Source organism: Chryseobacterium carnipullorum, assembly GCF_003815695.1.
GTDB classification, from domain to species: domain Bacteria; phylum Bacteroidota; class Bacteroidia; order Flavobacteriales; family Weeksellaceae; genus Chryseobacterium; species Chryseobacterium carnipullorum.
This window is the reverse complement of sequence record NZ_CP033920.1, coordinates 2812858-2825872: the sequence shown is the minus strand read 5'-3', so window position 1 is coordinate 2825872 and position 13015 is coordinate 2812858. Positions and strand designations below refer to the sequence as shown.

The window sequence follows — 13015 nt, the reverse complement described above, 5'->3', positions numbered from 1 at the left end:
CCAGTATGGCAGTTGAATATGGGCATTAAACGCAATATGCATCCCTAAAATTAATTCGATTTTGAGGGGTCAATATGCTCCAGTATATCCACAATATATGTCCTTTGCCATTCAGGGTGATAATAAAGTTCTATTTCGTCTAATATGATGTTGATATAGTTGTAATGAATTATTTTTTCGGACTCTTCTGCTTTTTCTTCCTTTAGCTGTTCAACAGAATTGAGGTTAATAAGATGATATACAATAGAACTAATACTATGTATTTTTTGTTTTTCTCCAGAACTTAAAGAACCAAATGAAGAACCATCTTTTGGGACTATGTTAATGTAGAAAAAAGAAGGAGGTGACATCATAAAGGTATTCACCATAAATGATTCTTTTTTCTGTATCTCCTGTATCGTTTTTGACAATCCATCAATTTCTAAACTGAAAGGTTTTTTTAAATCGAGATTGGGTAACAAGGTCTGATAATATTTTAAGTAAAGAATAGCTCCTTTTACTTTGAAAACGGCGTGACTGTCACTTTCTTTTATTCTCCTGATATACGCATTTATATTTTTTATATTTCTTTCTTTCGGTTCTCTATATCTTTTGAATATTTTATAATCAGAAAAAGCCATTTTAATGAGCTTCTTATGAATGTACGAAAGTGTAACATTCACAAATAAATCATTATTAAGTTGTTGTTCTGTTATTTGAAATTCAAAATGTTGCTGAAAGGCTTCAATTAATTTTTCTCTTACTGTTGAATCTATGGGCTCTTCTAGGGTTGCATTAGGATTAGGATTGTATGACAGTTCCAAAGCAGATGCAATTTTATTGTTTGCAATATTGCGTAAACTGTTTTCTTCTTGCCCTTCGGTTATAGGTTCAAGAAGATTGGCTAATAATCTTCTTGTGAGCAAATATTTTTCTTTATTGATGTCAATAATACCATCGGTTCGCATTGGATTTAATACAATAGGTGTTTGATATCCATCGTTTTTGTGAAATAAAGGATTAATCCAATCTCCAATTTCTAAAGAGTTCAAAGCAAAATGAGAGTAATTAACAACTATCGTATAAAAGAACTGTTTTAAGTCATCAATGCTTTTAATCTCTTGCTTTGAAACATTCGCGACAAACTTATTGTTGTTTCGTTTATAGGTTTGTTGATAAACATTACCTTCTTTAAAAACAACATTTATTAGAGTGTTCAAATCAACAGAATACAAAAGTTCAAAATCTAAAAATTTAAAAGGTTTCCGTTTTCTACGGTTCTCATCTTCTAATAAATTTAGAATACTTCCAATATTGTAATTTGCCCAGTATATTAATTCTATTAAAGTACTTTTACCTGAACCGTTTCCACCTACAACAGCATTAATGTTAATTGGAATATTATTTATTGAGGTTTTTAGTTCATATAAATTGACATCTGTTTTAGGTATGTATTCTACCTCTGAAAAGTCATTTTTCCGAAATTGATACTCATTTCGGAATTGGTAAATTTGATTGTTTTTTAAATTTTTTGAAGCATCTAAAGTCAATAAAGAATTTTTACGAGTGTCTTTGGTTGGTAGCATTTTACCAACATTAATAGCTATAATTTTGAAGTTTTCTTTGTTACTCATTCTGTACCATAATTGTAATTATTAGTGATCTAAATTACATTATTTTTTCCTCTACAGTGAGATCATAAAGGTTTAATTAATCATTCTGGTACTATAAAAGTGCTAGATTTGCTCAATTAGCTTTATATTTTTACCGAAAACTCGTAATATCTATACCATCTACTATATAAATTTGAATAATTGCTGTTTGATGAGTTTCAATTATTGTTCTACCGAATACTTTCCACTGCTACCTTCTGCTTTTCCATTTCTTTTTTCTCACGAGAATAAACCCAAAGCGATAACAGCCCAAAAATAATCAGTGCATAAGCTACCCACTTACCAAATTTTTCAAGCAGTTTAATGATAACCGAACTTTCATAAGATGAAAATCCTTCTGCTCCCATAGGACCACGCCTGTAAAACTTTCGCCGATTAATCCAGTAGCGAAGTCCCAAGCCTGCAACCAAAAATATGATGCCTATTATCAATGATGCGATCATAACAAAAACACTTTAAATTCACCTTTTAAATTTACAAAAATTTAGCTTCGATCACTCCAAAAAAAGAAATCCTGCTTTTGCGGCAGGACTTCTTTTTGATACTATACTAATCACTACTGTTAAACTGAAAACTTATCTGCTTTTCGTTTCCGAAGCTGTCCGAAATCCAAACCTCAAAGGACTGTGACACGGCAGATGTTGAAGTGTAATACAAGCGAAACTGCTCTGTCGGTAAGGGGTATAAATCGTTCGGCAGGTATGGCGGTTCATCGTAGTATTGCAACGTTCCCTGTCCGTCAAACTGAAAGTAACGGAGAAAATACTGCGTGTTGCTGTAATTCCCTTTACGTTGTATGGTAATGCGTATTTCTACAGTCTGCCCGTTGGCTACATCTTTGGGAACTGGCATCACGTTTACTTCAAAAGGAAAATCGTTCTGTATTTCGAGTTCATCGTCTTTGCTACAAGATACCAGAGAAACCGAAGCTGTTAGGATTGCCAGCATTACATATATAGGCAGTAATGCTATTCTGAATTTATTGAAGATTGCTATCATCGTTTTTACGTTTTAAAAATTAAACCTTAATCCCACACCTGCGGATGGTCGGAACTGTTGCAAATCCGTACCCCATAAAACCTTTGTACGCCCTTGAAGAACTAACACAAATCGGTCGGACAGGTATATTTCAAATGTGAGGCGACCGCCTGCTCCGTAGATGAAATTGTCCTCGCTCAAAATCTTTGCTCCGTCATACAACATCGCTTCGCCACGATTGATGCTTTCATAACCGACTACGCCTGTTATCCCGAAGTTCAGTGTGATGTTCTTACGAACATCGCCCAGCAGGAAGAAGCTGTAACCACCTTCGGCAGTAAAGGTTTCCTGTGGTATGCGGAGATCTTTATAATCGTGGTATTGGTGCGTGTATTCCAACGCCCAAAGCTGGTAGGTACCATTTTTACCGTTCACGGTCATTCCGATGTTGAGGTAATAATCATTGCCGATTTTATCATCGGATAATACGCCTGCACTTATTTCCAATCCTTTCTGTTTTGGAAGCATTCTTTGTGCCTGTGTAACCGTGATGGCCATCAAGATGAGCATCACGGTATAGATATACTTTTTCATATAATTGCTTTAAAGGGTTATTAAAATTTTAGGTGCATATCATTAACCAAACGAGCCTTGATTAAATCGGAATTTTCTATCTGTAGTGTCTGATGTCTGCCTCCGTTTTTTTCGAAAATTTCAATCAGCAGTACCTTGTCATCTGCAATGGTAAATTGATCTAACAGGAACACGTTTTGTTCGGTCGATTTACCACCAATCTCGTCCAATGGCTTGTAAGTGCGTAACGGTATCAGCGGGCGTTCCTGTACTACGGTACGTTTGGCTACCTTTTTATCCACTACTTTGAAATTGATAAAATCAATCCCGAAAGGCACATTAGTTTTATTTCTTAATTCTGTATGGAAATAGTATTTGCCGTTATGTATGTAAATGCCTTTAAGAATAAACTGTATACCAAAACTCTTAGCCCCGATATGCTTTACAATACGCTTATCCTTTTTGTAAATGGTTTCCAATAGCAAGCCTGCCAACGAGGGAGAATTGTTGCCCAATTCCTCAAAAAGCACATCGTTACCGTTGGCTTTATCCACCGCCTTTTGCATCGTAAGCAGGTCATAACTCAATGCTTCGGGATAGGAACTGTAATACACATTGAAACTGTAAAAACGTCCGTCATTCGTAATGACTGAAAAATTGGTTTCCGCTTCAAAATCCTTAACCGTTGCTTTTACACGCAAAACGTTTTCCGCATCTTCCGCTTTCCCTGCAATCAGGTATTCGCTACCCAAATCCACGTAACGAATGGCAGTCGGGAAAATCAGGTGCGAAGTCTTATCGTAGGTCACTTCCATTTTGTAAGGTTCTATCTTGCCTAATGCAAGCGGAGTTCTGATGCTGTCCTGTGCATAAGATTGTACGGCAAAGCCGAGTATCAGGGCAAAAGCCCAAAAGGTTTTTAAATGATTTTTCATTGTTTTATTTATTTGAGTTCAACATTATTTTTTAGACACAAGAAAGACCTGATGTCCTGCTTTCAGCGTAACTTTTGGGGTTCTTACCTTTTTGGCGAAATAGCCCGAAATTCCCTGTACTACTCCTTTGCTTAAATCTGCGGCAACCTGTTGTCCGGCATTCTGTGTGAGCATTACGCTTGTACCCCCTGTCTGGCTCATATTGCCTGCCATTTCGGTAAGGGCATTCATTTCGGGCGAATATGGAACGTATAAGCCTTGCTGCCCGTCCAAATCGTAAATTGTTATATCTACCGGAATGATATTGCCCTCCAGTTCTATCGAGGTAATTTTTAGTTGTAGCCTTCCATTCTGAAATTTGGCATTTGCCGTTACAATCGTTCCTTTTGGAATGGTACGTTGTGGCGTTTGGGCAGACTCTAACAATCGTAAACGCACACCCGTTTCGCCAACTACTGTTTGAGCATCGTGTACGCAGGCTTTGATGCTGTTTTTCGGTTGTACCGCTTGCTGGGTAGAACCGGCAGTATAAAACCCTCGGTTTCTTGTTTCGCTCCAATCGGCTAAAAAAGCACTGTCCGTAGGCTCACGGTAGAGGGCTGATACGGCATTCTTTCTTGCAGGCGTAAACGATACAAAATGCTCTTTTTGGTTAGTACCCGCAGCACTAACAGCACCCGGAATAGCACCATTAGCAGGTGTTGCATTTTCAGTAGTCGTATTTTTCGGCAGATACTTTGCTGCCATTTCATAGGATTTCTCCATTAGTTTAAGTTGGTCATCTACAGTAGCAACGGGTGGCACATCTTTTTCAGCCAGCTTTTCTTTCATTTCGTCCAGTTGCCTGCGGAGCTCCATTGTTTCCGAGTTATCATCCTGATAAAAAGAACTCAATGCACTTTGGGTATTTCGATAGCTGTTCAACCCAGGATTGTTGTTTCTTCCTAAATTTCTGCCATAGCTGTTGCTTTGGTCTTCTTCAGGAAGTTGTTCGGCAATCGGTTCTTCTTTGTCTTCGGTATTCCAATAGTCAGAAAGCGTAGTTAAAGCATTACGCTTTTCCTGTTCTTTGCTTTCCAGCATTTCCTGCTCGTACGCCTTGCCTTTGTCGGCAGGCATTCCGGCTCCGGTAGCTTCTGGTACTGCATCGTTCAGCCCAATGTTCTCGATTTCCTTTTTGTCTGCGGATGGTTTAAATATGAGGTACATACAACCTACGAAGACAATTCCCATTAAGCCAAAGATGAGCGGCTTTTTGAGCTTTTCGGCTTTGTTCTGTGTACCGTCTTGCGGTACATCAGCGGTTGCTGCCTGGTTCCCTTCCGTTACCCGAACAACCGACTTTTTGTTCTCATTTTCTTTCATAAATCTTGTTTTTTAGAATTGTTGATAATGTGTCCTGCAATCTTGCAGGGCTTTCACTTTTTTTGAGGACAGGGTTTTCGATATGCTCAATGACCATATCGTTACCCGACTTTGAGGTATCGTACCATACTTTGCAAATGACCCCTGCCGTAAGCAGTAGATACCCCACAAAAAAGTAAAGTGTGTATTGGTGCTGTTTCCGCAAGGGCAATGCCCGCCAGCGTTCGTCCAGCTTGTCAAAGTACCTGTCCATATTTGCTCTTAGTTTTTTCATAACCTTACTGTTTCTGTTGTTATAGCTTGAAACGCTTAGGACTTTGACCTGCCTTTTGCTTCGGTTCTTCATTGACCAAAGCGACTGCCTCAACCGCTTTGGGTGCGGATATTACAGACAGGTTTGTCAGTTCCGATTTTTTCAGCAGTTGCCCAAATTGGTCTTTCCTTGTAACCTCCATTCTGTTGAGCGAGAATTTGCCGTTCAGGTATTTTACCCACATACTGCATTCTACACTTGGCTTGTCTTCGCCCGACCATTGCAGGTAGCCCGTCAGCAACAAGTCCTGTTTAGGCAAACTATCTGTACCTTTTTGGCAGTTTTCGAGGTATTCGCCGATACTTTTCTTCAACTTTCCGGCATACGCTCCCTGCGTATGGAAATAGCCGTTATATCCTTTATCGGTAAGGATTTTTGCAAACGTGTTTAAATCTGATAATGCTTCCATAAGATTGTTTTTTTAGCGTTCGATAACTTCTATATCCCTGTTTTCTATCACTGCAAACTTTTCGATGTTGAAGCCTTGCGGGTTGTTGTCCGAACGGACAGAGTTCACGAGATAGCAGGAAGTAATCAGGTTACGCCTGGTCACGTTGCTCGAACGGATAATGAATTGTTTGGCGTAAGTACGCACCGCATACGGATAGGTGTCGAAATTGCACACGACACTATCCACCTCAATGCGTTGCTGTACATTCCCCGAAATAATCCTGCTGTAATAACCCTTTTCAGATAAGTCTTTGTAATAGTCAAAAGCACTTTTATCCGCAAGGTTAAATGCCCTGCTCATATTGCTTTCGATAGCATTTTTATCGGGTGCCAGTGTAAAAAAAAGCTCGTGAAAACGTCTGACGTGTTCCCTTGCTTCCACAGGTCGGTTGATGCTCGCATCTTGTGATAAGGCAAGCATCAAAGATTTGCCGTTATCCAATACATAGATTTTTTGGCGTTGTTCGTCTGCAAAGCTGTAAGATTTCCAAAGTGAAAATCCTACCACGCTTAGGCAGAGAACGGCAAATACAATGGCATACAGCCGTATTTGCCTAAAACTGTTTTCGATATTTCTTAATGTTTTAAATTCCATTTTTAAATGATTTGATTGTTTTTATTTCCCCATTAACCTGCCACCGATATTTCCAACAGCCGAACCTGTTCCTGCTCCGGCGATATTTCCGGTTTTCATTGCCGCTTGGTTTACGTTACGGGTAAAGTTTCCTGCACCGCCTGCCTGAATAATCCAGCCTGTTACCGTTGGGATAGTGAAGTAACCCACGATACCGATTATCATAAAGATGATGTACACGGTATTGGATGTGTCGGGTATATAGGTCGGGTCGGCAAGCATTGCTATATCCTTTTCGATAATGAGGGATTGTATTTTGGCAAGCATAGAGCTGAACAGGTCTGCCACGGGCAACCACAGGTAAACGCTGACGTATCGGGTCAGCCATTGCGTGAGCGTGGACTGAAAACCGTCCCACACGCTTATCGCAAAGGCTATCGGCCCGAGTATGGACAGGACGATGAGAAAGAACGTCCTTATGGTATCAATAACCAAAGCTGCCGCCTGAAACAGTACCTCTAACAGATTGCGAAACCAATTCTTAATAGCTTGTTCGGTTTGGTAGGCAAACCTATCCATATACATTCCCGACATCGTAATCAAATCGCCGGGCGACCAGCCCAATTCTTCGAGCTTTTTATCAAATTCCTCATTTGATACGAGATAGGCTGTTTCAGGATTTCGTAGCATAGCTTCCCGTTCCAACAGGTCTTTTTTCGCCTGCAAATCGTTGAGGTCAAGCACCTGATTTTCGAGGATTGTGTGAGTACCCTGTACCACCGGACTTAACACGGCATTGATTGTTCCCAATACGATAGTTGGGAAAAACATAATGCAAAGCCCCAAAGCGAAAGGACGGAGCAAGGGGTACATATCAATGGGTTCAGCCCTGCTCAAAGCCTGCCATACTTTTATGGCAACATAGAACAAAGCCCCCAATCCGGCTATCCCTTTAGCCACTGCCGCCATATCGGCGGACAGTGGGAGCATCTCATCATATAATGAGCGTAGGACTTCGTGAAGATTTTGAAATTCCATAACTACCAGTATTTTTGGTTAGGAGTTCCATAGAGGTCAAGCACTCTTTTGGTATTGTTCTGCTTTTTTGCTCTTAGAATACTTACAGAGATATTCTTATTGGTATAGTAGCGTACCAAGCTGTGGTATTCCTTTACTTCTTTGTACACTCTATCAATAATATCCATACGCTCTTTGTCGTTCAGCGAAAGGCTTGATGAGGTTACAATCTGTTTGAGTTCTTTCAGCAGTTCGGTACTTTCATTCAGCAATGCCGAATAACCATTGCTGATAGCTGCCAATTCCTGTGCAGAAAAATTCGGGTCGTTCATCATCTTACCGAAGTTGGTAACATACATTTCGGATACGTCACCGACAAGCAATACAGTCTGCTGTACCTTACGTGCATCTTTTACAAGATTATTTACAGCTTGTAGCTTGTCGTAATACTCCTTACCCTGTTTATACACCTTTTCCACTTCCTTGAAATTTTTAATTACATTGGATACCGTGGAAGAAGTCTGTACGATTTCATTCGCACTGTTGAGAATACCCGATGCCAGATTTGTGGGGTCGGTTACTACCCATTGTGCTTTTGCGGACGGTGCTACGGCGAGCATTAGTGCCGTACACACCATAAAAAGGAACTTTTTCATTTTTATGAATTTTAAAATGTTAATGACTATTGATTTGCTTTGTCACGCCTTTGCATTGCGATATGCTTAATGGCGAGTTCTACGTTACCGTCCAATTCGGAAGCTAATTGCATTACCTCCATTTTTTCGGTTTCTTCTGTCGTGTATGCGAGGTATTCCTCCAAACTAACTTCGGTGGCATAGACTGCCGAGTTCGTACCACCTAAGCCAATCCAAACCTCTTTGTACAGTCGGCTTGCATCGTTGTTCATATTGATTGAAAGTACCTGACCTTTTTCCTTATCTGTAAGCCCCAACATTGCCTGTATGTCATCGAATTTATTCATATACTTACGTTGGTCTAAGAGTATTTTACAATCGGAATTATTGATGATACTTTCTTTCACAATGGGCGACTGGATAATATCATCGACCTCTTGTGTAACGACAATCGCTTCTCCGAAGAATTTCCTAACTGTTTTAAAGAGGTATTTTATGTATTCTGCCATTCCCTCTTTCGCTATCGCTTTCCACGCTTCTTCAATCAGAATGAGTTTGCGGATACCTTTCAGCCTACGCATCTTGTTGATGAAGACTTCCATAATGATGATTGTGACTATGGGAAAGAGGATTTTGTGGTCTTTAATCGCATCAATTTCAAACACGATAAAGCGTTTGGAAAGCAGGTCTAACTGCTTATCGGAGTTCAGTAAATAATCATACTCGCCACCTTTGTAGTAAGGTTCCAGTACGTTGAGAAAATTGGCAATGTCAAAATCTTTTTCTCTTACCTGTTTCTCTTCCAATACTTTACGGTAATCTCCTTTTACATACTCATAGAAGCCGTTGAATGATGGGTAAACATCGTCCGATTTTATTCTTTCGATATATCCACTTACCGCATTGGATAAAGCCACTTCTTCTGAACGGGTTGGCGGTTCATCATCACGTTTCCAGAGTGTGAGTATCAAAGTCTTGACACTTTCTCTCTTTTCAATGTCGAAAACGCCGTCATCGGTATAGAAAGGGTTAAAGGCAATGGGATTGTCTTCTGTATAAGTGAAGTACACACCGTCTTCACCTTTCGTCTTTCCTTTGATGAGTTCACATAAACCCTGATACGAATTACCTGTATCTACCAGCAATACGTGAGCTCCCTGCTCGTAATACTGCCGTACCATATGGTTTGTGAAGAACGATTTACCACTTCCCGAGGGACCAAGTATGAACTTGTTCCTGTTCGTGATAATTCCACGCTTCATCGGTAAATCCGAAATATCTAAATGGATAGGCTTTCCGGTCAAACGGTCGGCCATCTTGATGCCAAATGGCGATGGCGAATTGTGGTAATTGGTTTCTTCTGTGAATAAGCACAAAGCAGGTTCAATAAAAGTGTAAAAACTTTCCTCACTCGGAAAATCGCCTGCATTGCCAGGCATTCCAGCCCAATACAATGTGGCTACATCCGTAGTGTTGTGGCGTGGTTTGCATTCCATCAGTGCCAACGCACTACCACAATCGTTCTTTAACTGTTTCAGTTCCGCAGGGTCATCCGACCACGCCATAATGTTGAAGTGAGCACGAACAGAAGACAGTCCAAAGCTGTGGGCTTCGTTCAGATATTTTTCTATCCACTCTTTGTTAATCTGATTGGCACGGCTGTAACGAGCAAGTGAGTGCATATTCCTTGCGGATTTCTCAAACTTTTGCAGGTTGTCTTCGCTGTTGTCTATAAACAAATATTGGTTGTAGATATGGTTACAGCTTAACAGCAAGCCCACCGGTGCGGCGAATGACAAACGGCAGTCGCTACGGTCGGTAGATAGCTTTTCAAAACGGGTATCGGCAGATACCGTTCCGGGTAGGTCGTCCGTGTCCGAAAGCGTGTGCAGGCTTAACCTTTTGTTCCCGACACGGACTTCTTCTGTTCCGAGTGCGATGTCCTGCATCGGTGTTCCCGCATCCCTCGATAGCGTAAGGTATTGTTCCAGTAATCCCTGCTTTTCGTCAGTTCCGATGATGTCATCTTCGGTAAGGCGTTGCAGCGTTATAAAACCACTATCGTTTACGATACGTTCAAACTGTGTCACCGCTTCCATAAAGCGGTGTATCGGTTCCTTGTTCCTGATTTCCTTTGGTATCAGCGAACCTTTGCAAAGCGATGAAAAATTACTTTGCATACGCATACGCTCTTTGGTTGTCTTGGTTAAAAAGAGGTAGCAGTAATGGTTTAAGAACGGTCGCTCATTGAAATGGCGTTGGTAGGATTTAGCCAAAAAACTTTGGTCTTCCTGTGATAGATCCGGAGCATAATTTTCCTTGATGTACCAATCCTGCTTGTGGACCACGGTAAAATCTGGCAAGGTCTTGATGGCCTTGTGCCAGGCAGAATGAATGGCTTCGTATTCTGCCGAAGCTACGGTAAACAGTTCCGGCAAACGAACCTCAAAGCAGGCGGTAATGTCTGCATCTTTGGAAAGAATGCAGTTGTTTTCTACTGCCAGCAAAGGAAACTTGCTTTCCAATGTGGTGGTCTTTGCTACATTTCTCATACGGCATTCTGTTTAGAAGTGAATTTCAAATAGCGGTTTACAGGCTTGCGACAGATGATGTAGCGGGGATGCCTTTTATTGGCGGCTATCTTCATCAGTCCGTGTTCGCCATACTTTCTGTTCAGTGAAAAGGTCTGCCACACGATTAGGGAAGCACCGCCAGCTCCAAGTATTAGGCAGATGTAAGAGTTTACTCCTGCCATATACAGTATCATCACCAGGATAAGCGTACCGAGAAGTCCGCCAGCGAAGATGAACAGATATTGTGCTTTCAATCCTTTAAATTCCACCGTTCTTCCGATGCCTTTGTTTATGTTGTAACTGTTCATAAAGCAAAGGATTAAAGAAAGAATGAACGCAGGATGGTAGCTGCAACAATCAAGAAGATACACGCACCGAACCAGCTCGCCGCAGTTTTGGATGTATCGGGGTCGCCCGAACTGAATTTGTTGTACACCTTAACACCTCCTATTAGCCCGACCACTGCACCGATGGCGTAAATTAATTGGGTTGCGGGGTCGAAATACGACGTTACCATTTGGGTAGCCTCGTTGATACCTGCTGTACCGTTTCCCTGTGCGAAAGCACCAATTCCTGACAGCATAGCCACGGCTGCCAGCAAAACTTTTTTTCTTTGTTTTTCCATAATTGAAACACATAAATTTGTTACTGTTATCCCACACCTTGTGAGCTTTAGGTACAAAAGTGTTTCAGAAAATGAGGCGGTCTAACAAAGTGGCAGTCAGAGGAATTGTTTGGCGGTGAGTGGCTTTGTAAGAGGTGTTTTTATAACTTAGTCACTTATTTATTTTTAATATGCTAACAATATGATTGATTTTGAAATAGCAGAAATAGAAGCTGCTAATCAATTTGCCCGATTACTCAATCCAAGAGTTGATTTTACAACACCATATATATTTTATTATGATGAAACCAATAATATCAAAACGTTCTATGTAAAAGAAAACGATTTCAATTATACGTTTACAGCTAACTTTGTTTTGGGCGGACTTCTACATCAGGGAGCAGTGTCAGATGTACAACCTTTGATAGATAGCTTTAAATTGCAAAAAACAGCCAAGGAAGTTAAATTCAAACATATCGCATTTGGAGATTTTCTTGATTGTCTCAAATCCCAGAAGTTAAATCTCTTCTTTCGCTTTTTAAAAGATAACGATCTTTATGTCCATTATTCAAGCTTAAATATTCTGTACTGGTCTGTAGTGGATATTGTAGATTCTGCGATAATGAATTCGGACGCAGCTATGCAATTAGGACCTGGATTTGACAATCGAATGAAGAATGACCTGTACAAACTCTGTCGTCTTGAAATAGATGCTGTCGTTCAACTTTTTTATGCTTTCGAATATCCTAATGTTAAACCTGAGAAAATTGTTGATTTCATAGAAGCATTGAGTAGTCTTTTTGAAGCATATCTTGAGTTACCTGAATTTAATTTTGGGTTGGAATCGTTACGGCAGATATTGAAAGAGTCTAAAAAGAAAGGCGAACTAGCTTTTGTTATGGATGAAAAAGATTATGTTCTGCTGGCAGATCTGACACATTTTTATCTTAGACCCATCTACACTTTCAAGAATTCAACTCATATATTCGATAATGAGGATTCCATCCGAGAAGCTTTGAATGAGTATAGAATCCTAGATAAAGGAGTAGAGTTTAAAAACTATTCTTTTGTTGATTCTCAGGATAGCCGTTTGACACAACTATCTGATATTTTCGTTGGTTTCATGGGTAAATATACCAATTACAGGAATACACACAATATGGAAGAAATTAAAGCGGATATCGACTCTTTCTCAGCTTTACAATTAGAAAATATGAAGTTATTTATTGATATTATTATTAAATCAGACCAGAAAAACCCCGCCTTTCTGCACGCAACAGATAGTTATGAAGAGGTAATGAAATTTGGAGAGTTATGCGAGATTATTTCTGGGAAATAACCTAATT

15 protein-coding genes are annotated in these 13015 nt (G+C 40.1%); 1 reads left to right on the top strand and 14 read right to left on the bottom strand.

Features of this window, described 5'->3' with window-relative positions:
- Positions 1-50: 50 nt before the first annotated feature.
- From EG346_RS12910 to EG346_RS12845, 14 genes are all read right to left on the bottom strand, one after another.
- Positions 51-1613 (bottom strand): P-loop NTPase family protein, encoded by a 1563-nt coding sequence (locus tag EG346_RS12910; RefSeq protein WP_123879081.1) that lies wholly within the window; start codon positions 1611-1613, stop codon positions 51-53.
- Between the two features lie 209 nt (positions 1614-1822).
- The gene (locus tag EG346_RS12905; RefSeq protein WP_113264901.1) at positions 1823-2095 is read right to left on the bottom strand and encodes a molybdenum ABC transporter permease; all 273 of its coding nucleotides are present in this window, start codon (positions 2093-2095) and stop codon (positions 1823-1825) included.
- A gap of 106 nt (positions 2096-2201) precedes the next feature.
- Complete coding sequence (locus EG346_RS12900) at positions 2202-2651, bottom strand: DUF3872 domain-containing protein (RefSeq protein WP_078704244.1); 450 nt, start codon at positions 2649-2651, stop codon at positions 2202-2204.
- A gap of 12 nt (positions 2652-2663) precedes the next feature.
- Positions 2664-3224 carry a conjugal transfer protein TraO gene (locus EG346_RS12895; protein ID WP_123879079.1) on the bottom strand — a complete coding sequence of 187 codons (561 nt, stop codon included), beginning with the start codon at positions 3222-3224 and terminating at the stop codon, positions 2664-2666.
- Between the two features lie 20 nt (positions 3225-3244).
- On the bottom strand, positions 3245-4138 hold the full coding sequence (gene traN, locus EG346_RS12890) for a conjugative transposon protein TraN (protein ID WP_078704242.1): 894 nt from the start codon (positions 4136-4138) through the stop codon (positions 3245-3247).
- Positions 4139-4162: 24 nt separating this feature from the next.
- Positions 4163-5503, bottom strand: coding sequence for a conjugative transposon protein TraM (gene traM / locus EG346_RS12885; protein WP_123879077.1), 1341 nt, complete (start codon positions 5501-5503; stop codon positions 4163-4165).
- Positions 5490-5777, bottom strand: coding sequence for a hypothetical protein (locus tag EG346_RS12880; protein WP_019974903.1), 288 nt, complete (start codon positions 5775-5777; stop codon positions 5490-5492). Before EG346_RS12880 ends, traM begins: the two co-directional genes overlap by 14 nt.
- Before the next feature lie 19 nt (positions 5778-5796).
- Entirely contained in the window at positions 5797-6225 is a 429-nt protein-coding gene (locus EG346_RS12875; protein ID WP_055133013.1) for a hypothetical protein, read from the bottom strand.
- Between the two features lie 12 nt (positions 6226-6237).
- Positions 6238-6861, bottom strand: a complete 624-nt coding sequence (gene traK, locus EG346_RS12870) for a conjugative transposon protein TraK (protein WP_026357463.1) — start codon at positions 6859-6861, stop codon at positions 6238-6240.
- A gap of 21 nt (positions 6862-6882) precedes the next feature.
- Positions 6883-7878 (bottom strand): conjugative transposon protein TraJ, encoded by a 996-nt coding sequence (gene traJ / locus EG346_RS12865; protein ID WP_055133012.1) that lies wholly within the window; start codon positions 7876-7878, stop codon positions 6883-6885.
- A 2-nt stretch (positions 7879-7880) separates the two neighbouring features.
- Positions 7881-8513 carry a DUF4141 domain-containing protein gene (locus EG346_RS12860; protein ID WP_019974899.1) on the bottom strand — a complete coding sequence of 211 codons (633 nt, stop codon included), beginning with the start codon at positions 8511-8513 and terminating at the stop codon, positions 7881-7883.
- A 26-nt stretch (positions 8514-8539) separates the two neighbouring features.
- Positions 8540-11044 carry a TraG family conjugative transposon ATPase gene (locus EG346_RS12855; RefSeq protein ID WP_123879075.1) on the bottom strand — a complete coding sequence of 835 codons (2505 nt, stop codon included), beginning with the start codon at positions 11042-11044 and terminating at the stop codon, positions 8540-8542.
- Positions 11041-11373, bottom strand: a complete 333-nt coding sequence (locus EG346_RS12850; protein ID WP_078704236.1) for a DUF4133 domain-containing protein — start codon at positions 11371-11373, stop codon at positions 11041-11043. The genes EG346_RS12855 and EG346_RS12850 overlap by 4 nt, the downstream gene beginning before the upstream one ends.
- 11 nt (positions 11374-11384) lie before the next feature.
- Complete coding sequence (locus EG346_RS12845) at positions 11385-11690, bottom strand: DUF4134 domain-containing protein (protein WP_026706465.1); 306 nt, start codon at positions 11688-11690, stop codon at positions 11385-11387.
- A gap of 181 nt (positions 11691-11871) precedes the next feature.
- Between EG346_RS12845 and EG346_RS12840 the strand changes: the two genes are divergently transcribed.
- The gene (locus tag EG346_RS12840; protein WP_120181098.1) at positions 11872-13008 is read left to right on the top strand and encodes a DUF3800 domain-containing protein; all 1137 of its coding nucleotides are present in this window, start codon (positions 11872-11874) and stop codon (positions 13006-13008) included.
- Positions 13009-13015 lie beyond the last annotated feature (7 nt).